At 71.7% G+C, this 21,582-nt stretch carries 22 protein-coding genes and 1 rRNA gene; 5 read left to right on the forward strand and 18 right to left on the reverse strand.

The window, feature by feature from the left end:
* A 16S ribosomal RNA gene (locus OOJ91_RS28080) occupies positions 1-1,434 on the reverse strand; the annotation flags it as partial.
* A gap of 638 nt (positions 1,435-2,072) precedes the next feature.
* Positions 2,073-3,365 (reverse strand): tyrosine--tRNA ligase, encoded by a 1,293-nt coding sequence (gene tyrS / locus OOJ91_RS28085; RefSeq protein ID WP_266251441.1) that lies wholly within the window; start codon positions 3,363-3,365, stop codon positions 2,073-2,075.
* A gap of 106 nt (positions 3,366-3,471) precedes the next feature.
* Here tyrS and OOJ91_RS28090 point away from each other — a divergent pair, with 106 nt between their 5' ends.
* Positions 3,472-3,855 carry a PaaI family thioesterase gene (locus OOJ91_RS28090; protein WP_266251442.1) on the forward strand — a complete coding sequence of 128 codons (384 nt, stop codon included), beginning with the start codon at positions 3,472-3,474 and terminating at the stop codon, positions 3,853-3,855.
* 19 nt (positions 3,856-3,874) lie between these two features.
* Here the strand turns inward: OOJ91_RS28090 and OOJ91_RS28095 are convergent, their stop codons facing one another.
* The 3 genes from OOJ91_RS28095 to OOJ91_RS28105 all read right to left on the reverse strand — a co-directional run bounded on the left by OOJ91_RS28095 (position 3,875) and on the right by OOJ91_RS28105 (position 6,496).
* A complete protein-coding gene (locus OOJ91_RS28095; protein WP_266249880.1) occupies positions 3,875-5,218 on the reverse strand; it encodes a hemolysin family protein in 1,344 nt (447 codons plus the stop codon).
* 126 nt (positions 5,219-5,344) lie between these two features.
* A complete protein-coding gene (locus OOJ91_RS28100) occupies positions 5,345-5,986 on the reverse strand; it encodes a hypothetical protein (protein ID WP_266249881.1) in 642 nt (213 codons plus the stop codon).
* Between the two features lie 9 nt (positions 5,987-5,995).
* On the reverse strand, positions 5,996-6,496 hold the full coding sequence (locus OOJ91_RS28105; protein ID WP_266249882.1) for a GNAT family N-acetyltransferase: 501 nt from the start codon (positions 6,494-6,496) through the stop codon (positions 5,996-5,998).
* A 112-nt stretch (positions 6,497-6,608) separates the two neighbouring features.
* Here OOJ91_RS28105 and OOJ91_RS28110 point away from each other — a divergent pair, with 112 nt between their 5' ends.
* Positions 6,609-7,490 carry a universal stress protein gene (locus tag OOJ91_RS28110; protein WP_439117136.1) on the forward strand — a complete coding sequence of 294 codons (882 nt, stop codon included), beginning with the start codon at positions 6,609-6,611 and terminating at the stop codon, positions 7,488-7,490.
* Here OOJ91_RS28110 and OOJ91_RS28115 read toward each other — a convergent pair.
* The 5 genes from OOJ91_RS28115 to OOJ91_RS28135 form a co-directional block, all read right to left on the reverse strand.
* Entirely contained in the window at positions 7,420-8,118 is a 699-nt protein-coding gene (locus tag OOJ91_RS28115; RefSeq protein WP_266249883.1) for an FMN reductase, read from the reverse strand. The two genes, OOJ91_RS28110 and OOJ91_RS28115, sit on opposite strands and share 71 nt — an antisense overlap.
* Complete coding sequence (locus OOJ91_RS28120) at positions 8,115-9,257, reverse strand: LLM class flavin-dependent oxidoreductase (protein WP_007458465.1); 1,143 nt, start codon at positions 9,255-9,257, stop codon at positions 8,115-8,117. Before OOJ91_RS28120 ends, OOJ91_RS28115 begins: the two co-directional genes overlap by 4 nt.
* Before the next feature lie 123 nt (positions 9,258-9,380).
* Entirely contained in the window at positions 9,381-9,656 is a 276-nt protein-coding gene (locus tag OOJ91_RS28125) for a ubiquitin-like small modifier protein 1 (protein WP_007458463.1), read from the reverse strand.
* Complete coding sequence (locus tag OOJ91_RS28130; RefSeq protein WP_266249884.1) at positions 9,657-10,742, reverse strand: WD40/YVTN/BNR-like repeat-containing protein; 1,086 nt, start codon at positions 10,740-10,742, stop codon at positions 9,657-9,659. It abuts the gene before it with no gap.
* 88 nt (positions 10,743-10,830) lie between these two features.
* Positions 10,831-11,472 (reverse strand): DNA-3-methyladenine glycosylase, encoded by a 642-nt coding sequence (locus tag OOJ91_RS28135; RefSeq protein WP_266249885.1) that lies wholly within the window; start codon positions 11,470-11,472, stop codon positions 10,831-10,833.
* A 177-nt stretch (positions 11,473-11,649) separates the two neighbouring features.
* Here OOJ91_RS28135 and OOJ91_RS28140 point away from each other — a divergent pair, with 177 nt between their 5' ends.
* From OOJ91_RS28140 to OOJ91_RS28150, 3 genes are all read left to right on the forward strand, one after another.
* The gene (locus tag OOJ91_RS28140; RefSeq protein WP_266249886.1) at positions 11,650-12,105 is read left to right on the forward strand and encodes a hypothetical protein; all 456 of its coding nucleotides are present in this window, start codon (positions 11,650-11,652) and stop codon (positions 12,103-12,105) included.
* An 86-nt stretch (positions 12,106-12,191) separates the two neighbouring features.
* On the forward strand, positions 12,192-12,617 hold the full coding sequence (locus OOJ91_RS28145; RefSeq protein ID WP_266249887.1) for a DNA-binding protein: 426 nt from the start codon (positions 12,192-12,194) through the stop codon (positions 12,615-12,617).
* A gap of 116 nt (positions 12,618-12,733) precedes the next feature.
* On the forward strand, positions 12,734-13,087 hold the full coding sequence (locus OOJ91_RS28150) for an MmcQ/YjbR family DNA-binding protein (RefSeq protein ID WP_266249888.1): 354 nt from the start codon (positions 12,734-12,736) through the stop codon (positions 13,085-13,087).
* Between the two features lie 43 nt (positions 13,088-13,130).
* Here the strand turns inward: OOJ91_RS28150 and argH are convergent, their stop codons facing one another.
* The 8 genes from argH to argC are packed head-to-tail and all read right to left on the reverse strand — an operon-like array spanning position 13,131 to position 21,574.
* Positions 13,131-14,594 (reverse strand): argininosuccinate lyase, encoded by a 1,464-nt coding sequence (gene argH, locus OOJ91_RS28155; protein ID WP_266251445.1) that lies wholly within the window; start codon positions 14,592-14,594, stop codon positions 13,131-13,133.
* Positions 14,595-14,611: 17 nt separating this feature from the next.
* Positions 14,612-15,814, reverse strand: a complete 1,203-nt coding sequence (locus OOJ91_RS28160) for an argininosuccinate synthase (RefSeq protein ID WP_266249889.1) — start codon at positions 15,812-15,814, stop codon at positions 14,612-14,614.
* Positions 15,811-16,326 carry an arginine repressor gene (locus OOJ91_RS28165; protein ID WP_266249890.1) on the reverse strand — a complete coding sequence of 172 codons (516 nt, stop codon included), beginning with the start codon at positions 16,324-16,326 and terminating at the stop codon, positions 15,811-15,813. Before OOJ91_RS28165 ends, OOJ91_RS28160 begins: the two co-directional genes overlap by 4 nt.
* Positions 16,323-17,291 carry an ornithine carbamoyltransferase gene (gene argF / locus OOJ91_RS28170; protein ID WP_266249891.1) on the reverse strand — a complete coding sequence of 323 codons (969 nt, stop codon included), beginning with the start codon at positions 17,289-17,291 and terminating at the stop codon, positions 16,323-16,325. The genes OOJ91_RS28165 and argF overlap by 4 nt, the downstream gene beginning before the upstream one ends.
* Complete coding sequence (locus OOJ91_RS28175; protein ID WP_266249892.1) at positions 17,288-18,505, reverse strand: acetylornithine transaminase; 1,218 nt, start codon at positions 18,503-18,505, stop codon at positions 17,288-17,290. Before OOJ91_RS28175 ends, argF begins: the two co-directional genes overlap by 4 nt.
* Positions 18,502-19,407: an acetylglutamate kinase gene (gene argB / locus OOJ91_RS28180; protein ID WP_266249893.1), complete on the reverse strand. Its 906-nt coding sequence runs from the start codon at positions 19,405-19,407 to the stop codon at positions 18,502-18,504. The genes OOJ91_RS28175 and argB overlap by 4 nt, the downstream gene beginning before the upstream one ends.
* The gene (argJ, locus tag OOJ91_RS28185) at positions 19,404-20,576 is read right to left on the reverse strand and encodes a bifunctional glutamate N-acetyltransferase/amino-acid acetyltransferase ArgJ (protein WP_266249894.1); all 1,173 of its coding nucleotides are present in this window, start codon (positions 20,574-20,576) and stop codon (positions 19,404-19,406) included. Before argJ ends, argB begins: the two co-directional genes overlap by 4 nt.
* On the reverse strand, positions 20,573-21,574 hold the full coding sequence (argC, locus tag OOJ91_RS28190) for an N-acetyl-gamma-glutamyl-phosphate reductase (RefSeq protein ID WP_266249895.1): 1,002 nt from the start codon (positions 21,572-21,574) through the stop codon (positions 20,573-20,575). Before argC ends, argJ begins: the two co-directional genes overlap by 4 nt.
* Between the last annotated feature and the right edge of the window lie 8 nt (positions 21,575-21,582).

Below are 21,582 nucleotides of genomic sequence, written 5' to 3' on the forward strand. Positions count from 1 at the left end.
CTCCCTCCACAAGGGTTGGGCCACCGGCTTCGGGTGTTGCCGACTTTCGTGACGTGACGGGCGGTGTGTACAAGGCCCGGGAACGTATTCACCGCAGCGTTGCTGATCTGCGATTACTAGCGACTCCGACTTCACGGGGTCGAGTTGCAGACCCCGATCCGAACTGAGACCGGCTTTTTGGGATTCGCTCCACCTCACGGTATCGCAGCCCATTGTACCGGCCATTGTAGCATGCGTGAAGCCCTGGACATAAGGGGCATGATGACTTGACGTCATCCCCACCTTCCTCCGAGTTGACCCCGGCAGTCTTCGATGAGTCCCCGCCATAACGCGCTGGCAACATCGAACGAGGGTTGCGCTCGTTGCGGGACTTAACCCAACATCTCACGACACGAGCTGACGACAGCCATGCACCACCTGTGACCGCCCCCGAAGGACCCCCCATCTCTGGAGGTTTTGCGGCCATGTCAAACCCAGGTAAGGTTCTTCGCGTTGCATCGAATTAATCCGCATGCTCCGCCGCTTGTGCGGGCCCCCGTCAATTCCTTTGAGTTTTAGCCTTGCGGCCGTACTCCCCAGGCGGGGCGCTTAATGCGTTAGCTGCGGCACAGGGAACCGGAGAGGCCCCCCACACCTAGCGCCCAACGTTTACAGCGTGGACTACCAGGGTATCTAATCCTGTTCGCTCCCCACGCTTTCGCTCCTCAGCGTCAGTATCGGCCCAGAGACCCGCCTTCGCCACCGGTGTTCCTCCTGATATCTGCGCATTTCACCGCTACACCAGGAATTCCAGTCTCCCCTACCGAACTCTAGCCTGCCCGTATCGACCGCAGGCTTGGGGTTGAGCCCCAAGTTTTCACGGTCGACGCGACAAGCCGCCTACGAGCTCTTTACGCCCAATAAATCCGGACAACGCTCGCGCCCTACGTCTTACCGCGGCTGCTGGCACGTAGTTGGCCGGCGCTTCTTCTGCAGGTACCGTCACTCTCGCTTCGTCCCTGCTGAAAGAGGTTTACAACCCGAAGGCCGTCATCCCTCACGCGGCGTCGCTGCATCAGGCTTCCGCCCATTGTGCAATATTCCCCACTGCTGCCTCCCGTAGGAGTCTGGGCCGTGTCTCAGTCCCAGTGTGGCCGGTCGCCCTCTCAGGCCGGCTACCCGTCGTCGCCTTGGTAGGCCATCACCCCACCAACAAGCTGATAGGCCGCGAGCCCATCCCAAGCCGAAAAACTTTCCACCACCAGCCATGCGGCCAGAAGTAATATTCGGTATTAGCCCCGGTTTCCCGGGGTTATCCCAAAGCTTGGGGCAGGTTGCTCACGTGTTACTCACCCGTTCGCCGCTCGAGTACCCCGAAGGGCCTTTCCGCTCGACTTGCATGTGTTAAGCACGCCGCCAGCGTTCGTCCTGAGCCAGGATCAAACTCTCCAACAAAAAATTAGTTGAACAGCATCCTGACAACAAACAAATGTTGCCAAAGGAATCCCAACCAGCCAGAAAAACTGACCAGTCCGGGGTATAAATCATAATTGGCACTGGCTTTACAAGCACCCTGTTGAGTTCTCAAAGAACAACCACACACCGATCAAACAACCCAACCAGTGGGCCACCATCCCGGGGCTTTTCGTTCACGTGCTCGGCGCTTTCCAGCGCCAGGCACTTTTACTACGTTACCCGCTGGTTTCTGCCGTGTCAAACCGGTGTTTCGCGGTTCGTCGTGCTTTCTTCCGTGTTGCGGGCACCATGTCTCGATCGGCTTGCGCCGCTCTCGTCACGGTGGTGGCAGGCCGGCCGCAGCGGTTTCCCGCTTGCTCGCCCGTTTCCCTGCCGGCTGACAACCTTACCCGGTCGGTTCCGCCGCACCAAATCCGCCTCGCGGCGTTTCCATGGGCACCACCCGATCGGGATCCGGCCGGCGAACCCGCCCGACCCCGAGGTCGTCGCCGCGCTCCGGCCGCTTCAGGCTTTCGCCTGTTTCGTCCGTTCCGCGCTGGCAGAGAGAAAGTTACGCGTCCGGCCCGATGATCGTCAAATTCGCCGGACGCGTCCCCCGTCACATCGTCGACAACCGACTATTCGCCCAGCTCAACGCCTGCGAATGACCGCTTGCCCCGGCGCAGCACCAGGTACCGACCGTGCAACAGGTCGTCCACCGACACGGTGGCGTCCACCTCGGTCACCCGGTTGTTGTTCACGTAGGCGCCACCCTCGGCGATCACGCGCCGCGCCTCCTTGAGACCCGTCACCAGCCCGGAGTCCCGCAGCAGGCCCGCCACGTCCGGCAGCTCCCCAGGGATGCGCACCAGACCGGCCTCGGCCAACGCCGCGCGCAGTGTCTCCGGTGCCAGCTCGTCAAGCGAACCGCGCCCGAACAGCGCCTGGCTGGCGGCGACCGCCTGCCGGGCCTCCTCGGCGCCGTGCACAAGCGTGGTCAGCTCCTCGGCCAGCGCCCGCTGGGCCAGCCGGGCCGCCGGCCGCTCGGCCGTCGCCTTCGCCAGCTCCTCCAGCTCGTCTCGGGAGCGGAAGCTGAAGTACCGCAGGTAGCGGTCGACCTCCCGGTCGTCGACGTTGAGCCAGAACTGGTAGAAGGCGTACGGGCTGGTCAGGGTGGGGTCGAGCCAGACGGCGCCGCCCTCGGTCTTGCCGAACTTCGTGCCGTCGGCCTTGGTGACAAGCGGCGTGGTGAACGCCTGGACCGGCCCCGCACCGCGCCGCCGGACGTAGTCCACGCCGGCGGTGATGTTGCCCCACTGGTCGGACCCACCGAACTGAAGTTGGCAGCCGTGGCGGCGGTGCAGCTCGAAGAAGTCGTTGGCCTGCAACAGCTGGTAGCTGAACTCGGTGAAGCTGATGCCCGTCTCCAGCCGGGCGCGCACCACCTCCCGGGCGAGCATCTTGTTCACCGGGAAGTGCTTGCCCACATCGCGGAGGAACTCGACGACCGACATCTCGCCGGTCCAGTCGAGGTTGTTGACCAGCTGCGCCGCGTTCTCACCCGTGTACGACACGAAGGGCGCGAGCTGGTCGCGAATCCGCTCGACCCAGCCGGCGATCACCTCGGGCGGGTTGAGCGTCCGCTCGGCGCTCTCCTTCGGGTCGCCGATCTGCCCGGTCGCCCCGCCCACCAGCAGCAACGGGCGGTGACCCGCGAGTTGCAGACGGCGGGCCGTGGTGACCTGCATGAGCGAGCCGACGTGCAGGCTCGGCGCGGTGGGGTCGAACCCCACGTAGTAGGTCGCGGCGCCCCCGCCGTCGAGCAGCTCACGCAGCTCGTCGAGGCCTGTCGAGTCCTGGATGAGGCCACGCCAGAGCAGGTCGTCGGTCAGGGAGTCCCGCCCGGACGGCGGGCGGCTGCTGTCGGTCACGGTCACCGATTCTCCCCCATCGCCGGCACCGACCCGTACCGGGTTTGGCGCAACCCGCCCCGGTTAGGCTGGCGGCCCGTTGATCGAGGAGGGTTTCGCCGTGGAGATGCCGGATCTGACGGGTGGTTTCGTCGCCCTGCTCGGCCTGAAGTTCGAGGAGGCGACAGCCGACCAGGTGGTCATCAGCTGGCAGGTCCGCCCGGAGCTGCACCAGCCGTTCGGCATCCAGCACGGCGGCGTGTACTGCTCCGTGGTGGAGACCGCTGCCAGCGTCGGGGGGTCGCTCTGGCTGGCCGACCGCGGCACTGTCGTCGGGGTGTCGAACCAGACCGACTTCCTGCGCGCCGTCCGCGACGGTGAACTGCGGGCGGTCGGCACGCCCGTGCACAGGGGTCGCAGCCAGCAGCTCTGGCAGGTGGAGATCACCGACGCCGACGGGCGGCTGGTCGCCCGTGGTCAGGTCCGGCTGCAGAACCTGTCCCGGGACTGAGCCGGTCAGCCGCAGGCGGTCAGCTGCGAGCCTCGTCCAGCACCGGCTGGACGGCCTGGTCGGCGTCGTCACCGTTGTCGTCGGCGTCGTCGGTGGAGAGCTGGCTCAGGCGTACCTCGGTGATGGCCCGGTGGTCGATGTCGGCCACCGTCAGCACCCAGCCGTCCAGGGTGACGTCCTCACCGGCGACGGTGGGGATGTGCCCGAGGCGGGCCAGGACCAGCCCGGCGACAGTGGTGTAGTCACCGGCCGGCCGCGAGGGCAGCTCGACGCCGATGTCCGGAAGGTCGTGCACCGGGAAGGTGCCGGGCAGCACCACGGTGCCGTCCGGCTCGCGGCGCACCGAGTAACCGTCCCGGTCGGTCTCGTCGTAGATCTCCCCGACGATCTCCTCCAGGATGTCCTCAAGCGTCACGATGCCGTCGACCGCGCCGCGCTCGTCCACGACGAGCGCGATGTGCTGACGCTCGGCCTTGAACTGACGCAGCGCGTCCACCACCGGCAGCGAGTCGGGCAGCAGCATCGGCGGCCGGGCGATCTCGTCGACCGGCCGGTCGTCGGGCACGCCGACCAGGTCCCGCAGGTGGATCACACCGGCGGTGTCGTCCAGGCCGCCGTGACGCACCACCGGCGCCCGGGAGTGCCCGGTGGCGGCCAGCACGAGCCGCGCGGCCTCCGCGGTGGTCCCGCTGTCGAGCGTGAAAACCTGCAATCGGGGTACGAGCACAGCCCGCAACCGCCTGTCGGCGATCTCCACGGCGCCCGCGATGATGGTGCGCTGCTCCTTGGTGAACCCGTGGTTGCCCGCGACGATGTCACGCAGCTCGTCCGGGCCGATCTCCTCCGGCTGGTGCTTCGGGTTGAGCCCGACCAGGCGTACGACCAGGTCGCTTGTGGCGCCGAGGGCCCAGACGGCCGGGCGGGTGAGACTGGCGAGCAGGTCGAGCGGGCGGGCCACAAGCAGCGCCCACCGCTCGGCGGACTGCATGGCGATCCGCTTGGGGGCCAGCTCGCCGAAGACCAGGGTGACGAAGGTCAGCGCGAGGGTGACCACCACGATGGCCACCGTCCCGGCGGCGTTCCCGAACATCCCGAGCAGCGGAACGAGGGGCTTGGCCAGGGAGACCGCCGCGGCGGCGGAGGCCAGGAAGCCGGCGAGGGTGATGCCGATCTGGATGGTGGCGAGGAAGCGGTTCGGGTCCTTGGCGAGCCGGGCCAGCACCCGTCCGGCCCGGCTGGTGCGCTCCAACCGCTGGATCTGGCTGTCCCGCAGCGACACCAACGCCATCTCACTGCCGGCGAAGAGCGCGTTGATGACGACCAGGATCCCGACCAGGGCCAGTTGGCTCCCGTAGCTCTGCACGCCCGGTTCGCTCCCTCACGGTGGTGGCGCCGGCCCGTACGCACGGCGCCCGCCGGTCGGCGAGCCCGCCCGGCGTACGCGCTTCTGTGCCCCGTGCGGCCTCGGCCGAATCCTGCTCGGGCGACGCTACGCCGAATCGGTGGCCGGTGACGCGGGCAGGTCGAGGACGTACGAGTCGCCCTGGGGGCGGAAGCCGAGCCGATGGTAGTAGGGGGCCACCATGCCCGGCGGGCTGACGACCCGGTGGAAGCCGCGCTCGGTGAAGAGGCGGCTGCGACGGTAGACGAACTCGCCGGGGGTGAAGTCGCGGAACTTCGGGGTCACGTAGTCCAGGTCGATCTGGGCGACCCCGCGCGCCTCGGCGTGCGACAGCACCACCCCGACCACCTCGTCCGCGGTGACGACGAGGAAGGCCGACCGGTCGCTGGCGGTCGGATCCCAGTGGAAGTCGGGGTTGAACCGGGCGATGTCAGGCGCGTGGATCCGCAACGTGTGCGCCAGGAACTGGTCACCGACGCCGACCTCCACCACCTGGTAGGTCTGCTCGTCGTGGCGGGTGGCGAGCATCCCCCGCAGGTACCAGATGTTGATCACCGCGAGGACGATGTTGAGCCCGACCATGGGCCAGACCTCGATGGCGGCGTTGTAGCCGATCAGCACGACGCAGCCGACGAGGTTGAGCGCGCGCAGCCGCAGGATGCGCGACTGCAACAACGACCAGACCAGCACCGCGGAGCCGGCCCAGCCGACCAGATCCCACCAGTTCACCAGGCGAGACTAGTGCCCGCCCAGGTCAGGGGCGTCGGCGGGCAGCTCCAACAGCCACTCCTCGACCTCGGCGCCGCGCCCGTTGGCGTACCCCGAGTCCTCACCGACCACGACGAACCCGCACTTGCGCAGCACCGCGAGCGAGGCGGCGTTGTCCTTGGCGGCGCGGGCGTGCACCGGCCGGGGAAGCTCGCGCAGGAGGGCGGCCAGGGCCGCGGTGGCGTGGCCCCGGCCCCAGCGGGCCGGGTCGATCCAGTAGCTGACCTCGGTCTGGTCGTCGACCGGGAAGGCGCTGACGTAGCCGACCACCTCGCCGTCTGCCTCGACGGTGCGGACCCGGTTCGCCGGGTTGGTGAGCACCCGCGCCCAGTGCCTGGCGAACTCGCGGTGGTCGGACGGGTCCTCGGGGCCGAACGCGGCCATCCGGTTGGCTTCGGGGTCCTGCTGGTGCAGGAAGAACTCCACGAGGTCGTCCTCGTGGACCGGGCGCAGCCGCACATCGGAGGTCATCCGGCGAGGGTACGCAGCGCCGGTGACAGTCTGGGGCGCACCGGCCCGGCCCGTTCGGCGCCACCGCGGCCTCTCGCCGCCGACAATGAGTCGACCGACCCAGGGAGTGCCGATGGTCAGACCTGTCGTGGTGGGTGTGGACGGATCGCCGTCCAGCCTCGTCGCCGCGGAGCACGCGGCCCGTGCCGCCCTGCTCCGGTCCCGGCCGCTGCACCTGGTGCACGGTTACCTGCACCCGCTCGGTTACGGCGTGCCCCTCAACCCGTACGACCTCGGGGTGCCGGCGCCCTCGGAGGAGTCGCGGACGATTGTGGAACGGACGGCGGCCGACCTGGCCGACAGGTGGCCCGGCCTCGCCGTCGAGGCCCGTCAGGTCGCCGGCGGGCCCGGCGCGACGATTGTCGAGGAGTCCCGACGGGCTGATCTCGTCGTGGTGGGCAGCCGCGGGTTGGGCGGCTTCGCCGGGCTGCTGCTCGGTTCGGTAGGCGCGCAGGTGGCCGCGCACGCGCACTGCCCGGTGCTTGTGGTCCGCCCGGACGAGCAGCCGATCGACACGGACGCGCCGGTGCTCGTCGGCGTGGACGGGTCCGCATCGTCGCGGGTGGCCGTGCGCTACGGCGCCGCCGAGGCGGCGTTACGGGACGTGCCGCTGGTGCTCGTGCACGTCGGCCCGCTGGACGGGGACCGGCCGCTGCCGGACGAGATCGAGGAGGCGCAGGCCGCGTACCAGGCCGAGTCGGTGCGGCTGTTGGCCGAGGCGTCCGCTGTCGTCCGGGCCGAGCATCCCGAGCTGGTGGTGCGGGAGCACCCGATCCGGGCGACTGGCGCGGCCCGGGGGCTCATCGAGGCGAGCGGCACGGCGTCGCTGCTTGTCGTGGGCACCCGGGGCCGGCACGGGTTCACCGGTCTGCTGCTCGGCTCGGTCAGCCAGGCTGCGATTCAGCACGCGCACTGCCCGGTGCTTGTCGCGCACCCGTACGACCCGCCGAGGTGACCGGAGCGTCGTCGCCACCGCCGAGCATCTGCAGGAAGTCGGTGGTGAGGGCGAACGGGTCGGCGGGGCCGCTTGCGGGCAGCCGGTGCTCGACCTGGTCGGCCAACTCGCCGGCGGCGCGTCGGATGCGGCCGCGCAGTGCGCCGTCGGCGGTGCCACCGGACCAGTCCTCCGGGGCGGCGAAGACCGAGGTGGGGACCACCACCGCCCGCAGGTAGCTGAACATCGGGCGAAGGGCGTGCTCCAGGGCGAGGGAGTGCCGGGCGGTGCCGCCGGTGGCGCCGATGAGCACCGGGCGGTCGACGAGCGACTCGGCCTCCAGCACGTCGAAGAAGGACTTGAACAGCCCGTTGTACGACGCGTTGAAGATCGGCGTCACGGCGATGATGCCGTCCGCCCCGGTCACCGCGTCGGTGGCCTCGCGCAGCGCGGCCGGCGGGAACCCGGTGAGCATGTTGTTCACCACGTCGTGGGCGTACTCGCGCAGGTCGACGACCCGCAGCTCCACTTCGGCGCCGCGCCGGACCAGCTCGTCGCGGGTCGCCCCGGCGAGCTGGTCGGCGAGCAACCGGGTGGACGAGGGCTGGCTCAGCCCCGCCGAGACCACGGCGAGCGTGCGGCGGGTCATCGGGTCGCCCCCTCCGGCGCCTTGCCCGTCACGTCGTCGACGGCGTGCACGGTGCTGTCCTTGCCGCCACCCGCGGCGGCGACCAGGGAGGCGTGGGTCGGCGCGTCCGGCACGTGCGCGGGACGCAGCGCCTCGAACTCCTTGCGCAGCACCGGCACGACCTCCTCGCCGAGCAGGTCGAGCTGCTCCAGCACCGTCTTCAGCGGCAACCCGGCGTGGTCCATCAGGAACAACTGCCGCTGGTAGTCGCCGACGTACTCGCGGAAGCCGAGCGTGCGGTCGATGACCTGCTGCGGGCTGCCCACGGTCAGCGGGGTCTCCCGGGTGAACTCCTCAAGCGACGGCCCGTGCCCGTAGACCGGGGCGTTGTCGAAGTACGGCCGGAACTCCCGGACCGCGTCCTGCGAGTTGCGCCGCATGAACACCTGGCCGCCGAGGCCGACGATTGCCTGGTCGGCGGAGCCGTGACCGTAGTGCGCGTACCGCTGGCGGTAGAGCCCGACCATCCGCTGGGTGTGCTCCTTGGGCCAGAAGATGTGGTTGGCGAAGAAGCCGTCGCCGTAGTAGGCGGCCTGCTCGGCGATCTCGGGGCTGCGGATCGAGCCGTGCCAGACGAACGGCGGCACACCGTCGAGCGGGCGCGGCGTCGAGGTGAAGGACTGCAACGGGGTGCGGTACTTGCCCTTCCAGTCGACCACGTCCTCGCGCCACAGCCGGTGCAGCAGGTCGTAGTTCTCGATCGCGAGGGGGATGCCGGCGCGGATGTCCTTGCCGAACCACGGGTACACCGGGCCGGTGTTGCCGCGGCCCATCATCAGGTCCACCCGGCCGTCGGACAGGTGCTGGAGCATCGCGTAGTCCTCGGCGATCTTCACCGGGTCGTTGGTGGTGATCAGCGTGGTCGCGGTGGACAGCAGCAGCCGTTCGGTGCGGGCAGCGATGTGACCGAGCATGGTGGTCGGGGACGACGGGACGAACGGCGGGTTGTGGTGCTCGCCGGCGGCGAAGACGTCGAGCCCGACCTCTTCGGCCTTGAGCGCGATGGCGACCATCGCCTTGATCCGCTCATGCTCGGTCGGCTCCCGACCGGTGGTCGGATCGACCGTGACGTCACCGACGGTGAAGACTCCGAACTGCATGACCAGCTCCTCGCGTGTCAACCGGGTGCCGTCGTGGTACCCGGACGCAGCCCACAACTTATTTGACGAGTCAACTATTCCGTCGGCGGCACGTCTCGCAGTGGCGCCGGTCACCTCCGGGAATCAGCCGCCGGCGACCGAGGGCAGCACCTGCACCTGGGCGCCCTCGCCGACGGGCGTGGCAAGCCCGCCGGAGTGCCGGCAGTCCTCCCCGTCGACGTAGACGTTCACGTAGCGGCGCAGCTCGCCGCGCTCGTCGCGGATCCGCCGAGCCAGCCGGGGATGGTCGGCGGCCAGCTCGTCGAGGACGGCCCCCAGCGTGCCGCCCGCGTCGACGCTGAGCCGGCTCGCCCCGCCGGCCTCGCCGCGCAGCGGGCCGGGCAGCAGCACGGTCACCACTCAGACCACCGCCGCCCGGACGCACAGCACGTCGGGCAGGTGTGCGGCCACCTGCGACCAGGAGTCGCCCTCGTCCCGGCTGGCGTAGACCTCGCCGGAGCGGGTGCCGAAGTAGACGCCGCCCGGAGTGGCGTCGTCGGCGCACATCGCGTCGCGCAGCACCGCCGGATAGAACGGGCCCTCGGGCAGGCCCACCGACAGCGGCTCCCACTTGCCGCCGGCGTCGGCGGAGCGGAACACCCGGCAACGGTGGTCGGTGGGGAACCGCTCGACGTCGGCCACCAGCGGGAACGTCCACACCATCCCGGGTCGGGCGGGGTGCGACACCATCGGGAAGCCGAAGTCGCTGGGCAGCCCGTCGGCGATCGACGACCAGGTGCGGCCGTCGTCGTCGGAGCGGTAGACGCCGAAGTGGTTCTGCGCGTACAGCCGCTCGGGGTTGCCGGCGTCCCGTGCGACCTTGTGCACGCACTGGCCGAACTCCGGCCACTCGTCGGCCAGGCCGGCGGCGCGGATGCCGACGTTGCCCGGGGCCCAGCTCGCGCCGGCGTCCTGCGAGCGGTAGACCCCGCCGGTGGACATGGCGACAAGCACTCGGGCCGGGTCGCGCGGGTGGGGCAGCATGGTGTGCACGGCCTGGCCGCCGAACCCGGCCTGCCAGTGCGGGCGGTGGGGATGGTCCCAGAGGGCGCGGACCAGCTCGAAGCTGCGGCCGCCGTCGGTGGAGCGGAACAGCGCCGACGGCTCGGTGCCGGCCCAGACCACGTCCGGCTCGTCGGCGCCGGCCGGCATGAGTTGCCAGACCCGCCCCAGGCTGGCACCGGTGTCGGCCGGGAACGCGACAGGCGCGTGGTCCGGGTCGTCCCAGGAGGCGCCGAGGTCGTCGCTCGTCGCGACGCTGGGACCGAAGTGTGAGCTGGTCACCCCGGCGAGCAGCCGCGGGGTGGCGCGGCGGGTGTCGAGCGCGACCGCGTAGACGCTCGTCTGCGGGTGGTGCGGGCCGCTGACCTCCCAGGTGCGCCGGTCGTCGGCGCTGGTGGCGAGGAACAACCCCTTCGCGGTGCCGATCGCGAGCAGCGTTGCCATGGACGTCCTCCGAACCGTCGGTGGGCAGATGGGGTGATTATGGCCACACCCCCCGACAGGCCCGCCGGCCACACGCCGGGAGCCGCGCTCAGCGGCGGACGCGGGGCACGTGCCGCCGGTACGCGCTGACCGTCGGATCGCCGTCCAGCCAGAACCGCCACGGCAGATCGTGCGCGCCGGTCACGCCGACCCGGGGCCCCGCCACCACCGTCTCGTCCGGCACCTGCCGCACCGGCGGGCGCAACCGGACCGGGCCGTCGCCGAGCAGGTACGCGCCGTACACCGCGCGGTCGATGCCGAGCGTGGCGCAGAGCCGGGCCGGCCCCCGGGCCAGGTCCACGTCCCGCCGCACCGCCGGCCGGCGAGCCCGCGCGGTGTCCAGGCCCTCGACCACCGCACCGGCGCGCAGCAGCACGGCGGCGGCCTCCCCTTCGATGCCGGTGACCACGTTCATGCACCAGTGCATGCCGTAGGTGAAGTAGACGTAGCCGTGCCCGGCGGGGCCGAACATCACAGCGTTGCGCGCGGTGCGGCCGCGGTGCGCGTGCGAGGCCGGGTCACCGGCCGTGCCGGCGTACGCCTCGACCTCGGTGATCCGGACGGTGACCTCGCCGGCGGACAGCCGACAACCCAGCAGGCCCCGCGCGGCTGGCAGCAGTGGACCGGTGAGCAGGCTCGCCAGCGCCTCCCGGTCGGCGTCGGCGCTGCCGTCGTCCGGCGCGAGTTCCATGACCCGAACGGTACCCAGACCGCACCCCGAGCACCCTGTCGACCGATCCCGCCGGCCACCGCGAGGCCCACCAGGGTTCACCTTCTCGCCATCCGATCCGCCGAAACCCGCCCGGCGGCCGGCGGGTGTATCGGGTGTCGTCGCAGGGCGCGGCGGCACATCGGGAGAGGAACCACCATGACCGTACGCACGATTCGCCGCCCCCTTCTCGCCATCGGCCTGGCCGCGGCCGGGGCCGTGCTGGCCCTCGCTCCGTCGGCAAGCGCCAGCGCCCCGTCGCAGGTGGGCGCCGCAACCGACGGCGCTCCGCTGACCGCAGTCGTGCTGGGCGGCATCGGCAAGATCGACGCCAGTGGGGCGGCCGTCTTCGTCCCGGTCACCCTGACCTGCTCGCAGCCGACGCAGGTGGACCTGACCGTGAAGGTCGCCCAGGCGATCGGGGACACGATGCGGACCGGCACGACCACCCGCAAGGTGGCCTGCGACGCCACCACCCAGAAGGTGCGGATCGCGGTGACCGCCACCGAGCGTCCCTTCGCGCCGGGTGTGGCGTTCGGCGTGGTGACCGGGAACTCCTGCGACGCGCTGTGCAACTCGATCACCGACGAGCACCGGTTCGACCTGGCGCTCTGAACCGTGGCGTGGCGGCACGGCACGGCCGTGCCGCCACGCTTCAACAATCTGTTGACAATTTGACGTTGATGGGGTGTGCTCGGGACATGACGACCGAGGAGCTGTTCACCGCCCCCGACCCGGCCCGCGCTCGCGCCCACCGCACCCACGAGGCGCTGCAACGGATCAGCGAGCGGCACGCCGGCTCCGACGCCCGGCGGGGACGCTGGGCCCACCCGTACGTGCTGGACCCGTGGGAGGCGGTGGCCCTGGTCACCGCCCTCGCCGCAGGTGGCGCCGAGCGGGAGCCCACCGAGGAGCCGGTGGACGCCGCCGACCTCACCGCCGCGCTGACCCTGCTGCCGCACGTCCGCGCCGAGCTGGACGCCCTGGAGGCGGGGCTGCTGACGCTCGCCCGCGACCGGGGGCTGACCTGGCAGTCCATCGCGTACGGGCTGGGGCTGGGCAGCGCGCAGGCCGCCCGGCAGCGCTACGAGCGGGTCGCGGCCCGCTCGTCCGAGCAGACCCCCTGATCCACCCGGCACCGACGCGACCCACTGGTCCGCGGCGAGCCCGGCGATCGGATCGGCCGGGGACCGGCGGATCGGCCGCCGGACGGGCAGACTGTGCGCAACGCGAGGAGGCACCCATGGAGCGCGCGGAGATGCTGGCGTACTGCCTGGCCAAGCCGGGAGCCTGGCTGGACCGGCCGTGGGAGGGCGACGAGGTGGTGAAGGTGGGCAGCCGGATCTTCGCGTTCCTCGGCGACGGCGACGGAAAGCCCACTGTCGGCATCAAGTGCGGCCAGACCCGGGAGATCGCCGACGAGTGGCTGCACCGCCACCCCCACGACGCCCGGGTGATGGCCTACATCGGTCGGTCCGGTTGGAACACGCTGCGACTCGACGGCGGCATCGACGGCGACGAGCTGACCGAGGCTGTCGACGCCTCGTACGACATGGTCGTGGCGAAGCTCCCCAAGCGGGAGCGCCCGGCGGCCTGAACCGACAGTGGCGCCGGCGGCTCGCGCCGACGCCACGGTGACCTCAGCGGGGTACGACCCGCTCGGTGGCCCAGTCCCGCCAGCCGGCCAGCCGGTCCGCCGCGGCGGCGAGCTGGTCGGCGACCGGGCCGGGGCCTGTCGAGCCGGGGGTGGTCCGGGCCGCGAGGGCCGACTTCACCGAGAGCACGTCGCGCACCGACGGGTCGAGGTGCTCGCTGACCGCGGAAAGGTCGGCGTCGGAGACGTCCTCCAGCTCACACTCCCGGGCCGCGCAGAGCGCCACCAGCCGGCCGGTGATCTCGTGCGCGTCGCGGAACGGCACGTTGCGCCGGACCAGCCAGTCGGCAACCTCGGTGGCCAGGGAGAACCCGACCGGGGCGGCGGCCACGAGGCGGTCCACCCGGACCGTCATCGTGGAGATCATCCCCGCCAGGGCCGGCAGCAGCAGCTCCAGGGTGTCGACCGCGTCGAAGGCCGGCTCCTTGTCCTCCTGCATGTCCCGGTCGTAGGTCATCGGCAGGCCCTTGAGCATGGTGAGCACGGTCACCAGCCCGCCGACCAGCCGGCCGGACTTGCCCCGCGCCAGCTCCGCGATGTCCGCGTTCTTCTTCTGCGGCATGATCGACGAGCCGGTGGCGAACGAGTCGTCCAGCTCGACCCAGCCGAACTCGTGCGAGGTCCAGAGCACCACCTCCTCGCCGAGGCGGGACAGGTGCACCCCGATCAGCGCGGTGGTGAAGAGGAACTCGGCGACGAAGTCCCGGTCGGCGACCGCGTCCATCGAGTTGGCGAACGACGTCCGGAAGCCCAGCTCCTTGGCCACGGCCACCGGGTCCAGCGGAAGCCCGGAACCGGCGAGCGCGCCCGCGCCGAGCGGGCTGACCGCCGCCCGGTGGTCCCAGTCGCGCAGCCGCTCCAGGTCGCGCAGCAGCGGCTGCACGTGGGCGAGCAGCCAGTGCCCGAAGGTGACCGGCTGGGCGTGCTGGAGGTGGGTCATGCCGGGCGCGGCGGTGTCGACGTGCCGCTCGGCCTGCTCGACCAACGCCTCGGCCAGCTCGACGAGGCGGCTGGCCACACCCCGCGCGTGGTCACGCAGGTAGAGCCGCAGGTCGGTGGCGACCTGGTCGTTGCGGGACCGGCCGGCGCGCAGCTTGCCGCCGAGGCTGCCCAGGCGCTCCAGGAGACCCCGCTCCAGCGCCGTGTGCACGTCCTCGTCGTCGACCGTGGGCCGGAACGCCCCCGAGGCACAGGCCGCCTCCAGGTCGTCCAGGGCGGCCAGGATCCGGCCCAGCTCCTCCGGGTCGAGCAGGCCGGCGCCGGCGAGGACCCGGGCGTGCGCCCGGGAACCAGCGATGTCGTACGGGGCCAGGCGCCAGTCGAACTGCACGCTCACCGACAGTCGGGCGAGCGCCTCCGCGGGGCCGCCGGCGAACCGGCCACCCCACAGGCTCGTCCGGTTGGTGCCGGCGCTGTTCTCGGTGAGGCTCTTGTCGTCCACCCCGCCCATTGTGGTCCCCATGGTCGTCACCCGCCCAGCCGGGCGTCGCGCGCCGCGGCCATTCCGCTCGGCAGACCCCACAGACGCACGAAACCCTTCGCCAGGGACTGGTCGAAGGTGTCCCCGGTGTCGTAGGTGGCCAGCCCGAAGTCGTACAGGCTCTCCTCGGAGCGCCGACCGGTGACGGTGACCCGGCCGCCGTGCAGGGTCAACCGCACCTCGCCGCTCACGTGCCGCTGCGCGTCGTCGATGAACGCGTCCAGCGAGCCCTTCAGCGGCGAGAACCACAGGCCGTCGTAGACCAGCTCGCCCCAGCGCTGGTCGACGCTCTTCTTGAACCGGGCCAGGTCCCGCTCGACTGTCACCGCCTCCAACTCCTGGTGGGCGGTGATCAGGGCGATCGCGCCGGGCGCCTCGTACACCTCACGGCTCTTGATTCCGACCAGGCGGTCCTCGACCATGTCGAGCCGGCCGACGCCCTGCGCGCCGGCACGCCGGTTCAGCTCCAGGATCGCCTGGTACGGGGTGACGGTCTCGCCGTCGATGGCGACCGGTACGCCGCCGTCGAAGGTGATCACCACCTCGTCGGGGTCGCGGGGCTCCGCCGGGTCGTCGGTGTACGAGTAGAGGTCCTCGATCGGCGCGTTCCAGATGTCCTCCAGGAAGCCCGTCTCGACGGCGCGGCCCCACAGGTTCTGGTCGATCGAGTACGGGGACTTCGCCGACACGTCGATCGGCAGCCCCTTCTCCTCGGCGAACGCGATCGCCTTGTCCCGGGTCCAGGCGAAGTCGCGGGCCGGGGCGATGATCTTCAGGTCGGGGGCCAGGGCGTTCAGGCCCACCTCGAACCGGACCTGGTCGTTGCCCTTGCCGGTGCAGCCGTGCGAGACGATCGTCCCGCCGTGCCTGCGCGCGGCCGCCACCAGGTGCGTGACGATCAGCGGCCGGGACAGCGCGGACACCAGCGGGTAGCGGTCCATGTAGAGGGCGTTCGCCCGGATGGCCGGCACGCAGTAGTCGGCGGCGAACTCGTCGCGCGCGTCGACGACCTCGGACTCGGCGGCGCCGCAGTCCAGCGCGCGCTGCCGGATGGCGTCGAGGTCCTCCCCGCCCTGCCCGACGTCGACCGCCACCGCGATCACCTCGGCGCCGGTCTGCTCGGCCAGGTAGGGAATCGCCACGGAGGTGTCCAATCCCCCGGAGTACGCGAGGACGACCCGCTCGGTCATGACGTGGTGTTCCCTTCGACTGTGTCGTCCCGGCGGGCCCAGCCGGCGAGCTTGTCACCGAGCGCGGCCCCGCCGACGGCCTCACGGGCCACGACGAGGATGGTGTCGTCGCCGGCGATGGTGCCGACGATCTCGGGCAGGCCCGCCCGGTCCAACGCGCTGGCCAGGTACTGGGCTGCGCCCGGCGGGGTACGCAGCACGGCGATGTTGCCGCTGGAGTCGACCCCGTTGAGCAGTTCACGCAGCAGCCGCACCAGCCGGGCCGGCGCGGCCTCGGCGTCGCGCAGCGGTCGCTGGCCGTCCTCCGGGATCAGGTAGACGGCCGGACCGTCGCCGCCGCGCACCTTGACCGCGCCCAGCTCCTCCAGATCCCGCGAGAGGGTGGCCTGGGTGACGACGACGCCGTCGGCGGCGAGCAGGTCGGCCAGCTCGGTCTGCGACCGTACGGGCCGGTCCCGGATCAGCTCCACGATCCTGGCGTGCCGGGCGGCGCGGGTCAGCGGGGAGGTCATCGCGTCGTCCCGGTGGCGGTGTCGCCGGTCGCGGCGCCTCCCGTCGCGGCGCCCAGCAGGAACGTCAGCAGGGCCTTCTGGGCGTGCAGCCGGTTCTCCGCCTGGTCGAAGACCGCGCTCTGCGGGCCGTCGAGCACCTCGTCGGTGATCTCCTCACCCCGGTGGGCGGGCAGGCAGTGCAGCACGATCGCGTCCGGCGCGGCGTGGCCGAGCAGCTCCTTGTTGACCTGGTACGGCAGGAACGGGGTGACCCGGTCCAGTCCGTCGGCCTCCTGCCCCATCGACGTCCACGTGTCGGTGGCCAGCACGTCGGCGTCGCGGGCCGCCTGAGCCGGGTCGGTCAGCACCCGTACCGACCCGCCCGTGCCGGCGGCGATCTCGCCGGCCCGCCGCACCACCGCCGCGTCCGGCGCGAAGCCGTCCGGCCCGGCGATGCGAACGTGCATCCCGGCCGTCGCCCCGGCCAGCAGGTACGACTGCGCCATGTTGTTGGCGCCGTCGCCCACGTAGGTGAGGGTGCGGCCGGCCGTGCCACCGCAGCGCTCCCGGATGGTGAGCAGGTCCGCCAGCAGCTGGCAGGGGTGGAACCCGTCGGTGAGCGCGTTGATCACCGGGACGCTCGCGCCGCTCGCCACCTCGGCGATCCGGTCGTCGCCGTGGGTACGCAGGACGACTGCCGCGACGTAGCGGGACAGCACCCGTCCGGCGTCCGCGAGCGTCTCGCCCCTACCGAAGTGGGTGACCTGCGTGTCCACGACCAGCGGGTGCCCGCCCAGCTCGGCGATGCCGGCGTCGAACGAGATCCGGGTGCGCAGGCTCTGCTTGTCGAAGAGCACCGCCACCGAACGGGGGCCGGCCAGCGGCTGGTAACCGAAGCGGTCGGCCTTCATCCGCGCCGCCAGGTCGAGGACGCTTGACTGCTCGGCGGGCGAGAGGTCGTCGTCGCGCAGAAAGTGCCGGATCATGCGGTCGTTCCCGTCGTGGTGGTGGTCGGCGTGCGGTCGGCGGTCGCCGGGGCGGTCGCGTCCAGGGCGGCGGGCAGCGCGGCGAGGAAGGCGTCGACCTGGGCGGCGGTGAGGATCAGCGGCGGGACGAGCCGGACCACACCCGGCTGCACCGCGTTGACCAGGAAGCCGGCGTCTCGCAGCGCCTCGGCGAGCACCGGCGCCACCGGCGCGGTGAGCGTCACGCCGAGCAGCAGCCCCGCACCGCGTACGCCGTCGATCAGCGGATGGCCCAGCGCCTCGACGCCCCGGCGCAGCCGTTCGCCGACGCGCTTGACGTGGTCGAGCAGCCCCTCGTTGGCGATGGTGGCCACCACGGCGAGCGCGGCGGCGCAGCTCACCGGGTTGCCTCCGAACGTGGTGCCGTGCGAGCCGGGGGTGAGCAGGTCGGCGGCCCGACCGAAGGCCATCGTCGCGCCGAGCGGCAGCCCGCCACCCAGCCCCTTGGCCAGGGTCACCACATCGGGCTCCACGCCCTCGGCCTGGTGGGCGAACCAGTGCCCGGTACGGCCGATGCCGGTCTGCACCTCGTCGAGCACCAGCAGCGCTCCGTGCCGCGCGGTGATCCGACGCGCCGCCGCCAGGTAACCGGCCGGCGGGACGACGACGCCGTTCTCGCCCTGGATCGGCTCCAGGATCACCATGGCCGTGGCGTCGCTGACGGCCGCCTCGAGGGCGGCGACGTCGCCGTAGTCGACGTGGGTCACCTCGCCGGGCAGCGGCCGGAACGGGTCGGCCTTGGCGGGCTGCCCGGTCAGGGCGAGGGCGCCCATGGTGCGACCGTGGAACGCGCCGTTGGTGGCGACCACGTGCGTGCGGCCGGTGCGCCGGGACAGCTTGAACGCGGCCTCGTTCGCCTCCGCACCCGAGTTGGCGAAGAAGACCCGGCCGGGCCGGCCGGCGAGCGCCAGCAGCAGCTCCGCCAGGGCGACAGGCGGCTCGGCGACGTAGAGGTTGGAGACGTGCCCGAGCGTCGCGACCTGCTTGGACACCGCGGCCACCACCGCCGGGTGAGCGTGACCGAGGGCGTTCACCGCGATCCCGCCGACCAGGTCGAGGTATTCGCGGCCGGCCTCGTCGACCACCACCGCGCCCGCGCCGGAGACCAGCGCCAGCGGCGGCGTGCCGTAGTTGTCCATCATGGACTGCGTCCACCGCTGCACCAGGCTGCTCATGCCCCGACCATCCCGTCCTGAAGCACCACCATCGTTCCGAACCCTTCCGAGGTGAAGACCTCCAGCAACGTCGAGTGCGCCACCCGACCGTCGACGACGTGCGCGGCGGGCACACCCCCGCGCACCGCGCGCAGGCACGCCTCCATCTTGGGCACCATCCCCGACTCGAGGCTGGGCAGCAGCTTGGCCAGGTCGTCCGCGGTGATCTCGGAGACCAGGCTTGTGGTGTCCGGCCAGTCCGCGTACAGGCCGGCCACGTCGGTGAGCACGACCAGCTTGCGGGCCCGCAACGCGACGGCGAGCGCGGCGGCGGCGGTGTCCGCGTTGAGGTTGTGCAGCACACCGTCGACGTCCGGCGCGACAGTCGAGATCACCGGGATCCGACCGGCGTCGATGAGGTCGGTCACCGCCGACACGTCCACCGACTCGACGTCGCCGACCTGACCGACATCGACAGGCAACCCGTCCACGTACGCGGGGCGGCGCACCGCGGTGAACAGCCGGGCGTCCTCGCCGGAGAGCCCGACGGCGAACGGGCCGTGCGAGTTGATCAGCCCGACCAGCTCGCGCCCCACCTGCCCGACCAGCACCATCCGGACCACGTCCATCGCCTCGGCCGTCGTCACCCGCAGGCCGCCCCGGAACTCGCTGGCGATGCCGAGCCGGCCCAGCATGGCGGAGATCTGCGGACCGCCGCCGTGCACCACCACAGGCTTCAGGCCGGCGTAGCGCAGAAACACCATGTCGGCCGCGAACGCCCGTTGCAGGGCCGGCTCGGTCATCGCGTTGCCGCCGTACTTGACCACCACTGTCGAGCCGGAGAAACGCGCCAGCCACGGCAGGGCCTCGATCAGCGTCTCCGCCTTGATCTGGGCGCGCGTGAGATCACCACTGAGACTCATGTCGAGTAGGCCGAGTTCTCGTGCACGTACGCGTGGGACAGGTCGTTGGTCCAGATCGTCGCCACCGCGTCGCCGACGTGCAGGTCGATCCGGATCGTCACGTCCCGGCCGGTGAGGTCGACCTTCGAGCGGTCCTCGGCGGCCGCGCCACCCCGGCACACCCACACCCCGTTGACCGCCACGTCCACCTCGTCCGGGTCGAAGGCGGCGGTGGTCGTGCCGACCGCGGCGAGGATCCGGCCCCAGTTCGGATCGTTGCCGAACAACGCGGTCTTGACCAGGTTGTTGCGGGCCACCGAACGGCCGACCTCGACCGCGTCGTCCTCGTCGGCGGCACCGACCACGTCGATGGCGACCTGCTTGGTGGCGCCCTCGGCGTCGGCCACCAACTGCTGGGCGAGGTCGTGGCAGGCAGTGGTCACCGCCGCGGCCAACTCGGCAGGGGTCGGCTCGATCCCGCTCGCACCGCTGGACAGCAGCAGCACCGTGTCGTTCGTGGACATGCAGCCGTCCGAGTCGACCCGGTCGAAGGTGACCCGGGTGGCCGCCCGCAGCGCCTCGTCCAGCGCCGCCGGCCCGGCCACCGCGTCGGTGGTGAGCACGCAGAGCATGGTGGCCATGCCCGGCGCGAGCATGCCGGCGCCCTTGGCCATCCCACCGACCGTCCATCCGCTGCCCCGGGCCACAGTCGTCTTCGGCCGGGTGTCGGTGGTCATGATGGCCTCGGCGGCGGCCGGACCGCCGTCGCGCGACAGACCCCGGATCGCCGCACGGACCCCGGGCAGCAGCTTCGGCATCGGCAACCGCTCACCGATCAGGCCGGTGGAGCAGACCGCCACGTCCCCGGCGCCGAGGAGCAGCCGCGGACTGACCGCGCTCAGCGCGGTTGCCGTGTGCTCGGCCGTGGCGTGCGTGTCCTGGAAGCCGGCCGGGCCGGTGCAGGCGTTCGCGCCACCGGAGTTGAGCACCACGGCACGGACCACACCGCCCTGCACGACCTGCTGGGTCCAGCGCACCGGCGCGGCCTTGACCCGGTTGGTGGTGAAGACACCGGCGACACCGGCGTCCGGGCCGTCGTTGACGACAAGCGCGACGTCCGCGCCGCCGCTGGCCTTCAGACCGGCGGCCACGCCGGCCGCCCGGAAACCCCGAGGGGTGGTGACGCTCATGGTGTGACTCCCCAGACGGACAGGCCCGTCGTCTCCGGCAGGCCGAGCATCAGGTTGGCGTTCTGCACGGCCTGACCGGCGGCACCCTTGCCCAGGTTGTCCAGGGCGCTGAGCACGATCAACCGACCGGAGTCCACGTCGACGGTGGCCTGCAGGTGGCACGAGTTGGAACCCAGCGTCGCGGCGGTGTGCGGAAAGCGACCCTCGGGCAGCACGTGCACGAACGGCGTGTCCGCGTACGCCCGCGCCAGCACCTCCTGCGGGTCGACGCCGCGCGCCGGCACCGCCGTGACCGTGGCCAGGATGCCGCGCGGCATCGGCGCCAAAACCGGCGTGAACGACAGGCCGGTCGCGCCGGTGGCCTGCTTGATCTCGGGTACGTGCTGGTGGGTGCCGACCCGGTACGGCGACAGGTCCCCCAGCACCTCGCTGGCCAGCAGGTGGGGCTTCGCCGCCCGGCCCGCGCCGGACGTGCCGGAGGCGGCGACCACCACCACGTCGGCGGGGCTGGCCGCGCCGTCGGCGATCAGCGGCGCCAGCGCCAGGGTGATCGCGGCGGCGTAACAGCCGGTGTTGGCGACCCGGGTCGAGCCGGCGATCAGCTCCCGCTGGCCGGGCAGCTCGGGCAGCCCGTAGGTCCACTGACCGGCGTGCGTGCCGCCGTAGTACTGCGCCCACGCGTACGGGTCGGCGAGCCTGTGGTCGGCGCCCAGGTCGACGATGCGCACCTGGGGCGGCAGTTGGGCCGCGAGGGCCGCCGACTCGCCGTGCGGCAGCGCCAGGAAGACCAGGTCGGCGTCTGCCAGGGTCGACGGGTCGGTCTCGCCGAGCACCAGGTCGAGCCCGGTGAGCTGCGGGTGCACCACGTCGACGCGGTGCCCGGCCTGGCGGTGCGCCGTGGCGGCGACCAGATCGAACTCCGGGTGCCCGGCGACCAGACGCAGCAACTCACCTCCGGCGTAGCCGCTCGCTCCGGCGACCGCGACTCGGATCCCCATACTCACCT

The sequence above is a fragment of the Micromonospora lupini genome (assembly GCF_026342015.1).
Lineage (GTDB): Bacteria > Actinomycetota > Actinomycetes > Mycobacteriales > Micromonosporaceae > Micromonospora > Micromonospora lupini_B.

Bases quoted from the DNA above. Each gene is read 5' to 3' on its own strand.
- OOJ91_RS28090 (WP_266251442.1), top strand. From the start codon at position 3,472: ATGCCGGATCTGACGGGTGGTTTCGTCGCCCTGCTCGGCCTGAAGTTC.
- OOJ91_RS28105 (WP_266249882.1), bottom strand. From the start codon at position 6,496: ATGACCTCCGATGTGCGGCTGCGCCCGGTCCACGAGGACGACCTCGTG.
- OOJ91_RS28110 (WP_439117136.1), top strand. From the start codon at position 6,609: ATGGTCAGACCTGTCGTGGTGGGTGTGGACGGATCGCCGTCCAGCCTC.
- OOJ91_RS28115 (WP_266249883.1), bottom strand. From the start codon at position 8,118: ATGACCCGCCGCACGCTCGCCGTGGTCTCGGCGGGGCTGAGCCAGCCC.
- OOJ91_RS28120 (WP_007458465.1), bottom strand. From the start codon at position 9,257: ATGCAGTTCGGAGTCTTCACCGTCGGTGACGTCACGGTCGATCCGACC.
- OOJ91_RS28130 (WP_266249884.1), bottom strand. From the start codon at position 10,742: ATGGCAACGCTGCTCGCGATCGGCACCGCGAAGGGGTTGTTCCTCGCC.
- OOJ91_RS28135 (WP_266249885.1), bottom strand. From the start codon at position 11,472: ATGGAACTCGCGCCGGACGACGGCAGCGCCGACGCCGACCGGGAGGCG.
- OOJ91_RS28140 (WP_266249886.1), top strand. From the start codon at position 11,650: ATGACCGTACGCACGATTCGCCGCCCCCTTCTCGCCATCGGCCTGGCC.
- OOJ91_RS28145 (WP_266249887.1), top strand. From the start codon at position 12,192: ATGACGACCGAGGAGCTGTTCACCGCCCCCGACCCGGCCCGCGCTCGC.
- OOJ91_RS28150 (WP_266249888.1), top strand. From the start codon at position 12,734: ATGGAGCGCGCGGAGATGCTGGCGTACTGCCTGGCCAAGCCGGGAGCC.
- argH (WP_266251445.1), bottom strand. From the start codon at position 14,594: ATGGGCGGGGTGGACGACAAGAGCCTCACCGAGAACAGCGCCGGCACC.
- OOJ91_RS28160 (WP_266249889.1), bottom strand. From the start codon at position 15,814: ATGACCGAGCGGGTCGTCCTCGCGTACTCCGGGGGATTGGACACCTCC.
- OOJ91_RS28165 (WP_266249890.1), bottom strand. From the start codon at position 16,326: ATGACCTCCCCGCTGACCCGCGCCGCCCGGCACGCCAGGATCGTGGAG.
- argF (WP_266249891.1), bottom strand. From the start codon at position 17,291: ATGATCCGGCACTTTCTGCGCGACGACGACCTCTCGCCCGCCGAGCAG.
- OOJ91_RS28175 (WP_266249892.1), bottom strand. From the start codon at position 18,505: ATGAGCAGCCTGGTGCAGCGGTGGACGCAGTCCATGATGGACAACTAC.
- argB (WP_266249893.1), bottom strand. From the start codon at position 19,407: ATGAGTCTCAGTGGTGATCTCACGCGCGCCCAGATCAAGGCGGAGACG.
- argJ (WP_266249894.1), bottom strand. From the start codon at position 20,576: ATGAGCGTCACCACCCCTCGGGGTTTCCGGGCGGCCGGCGTGGCCGCC.
- argC (WP_266249895.1), bottom strand. From the start codon at position 21,574: ATGGGGATCCGAGTCGCGGTCGCCGGAGCGAGCGGCTACGCCGGAGGT.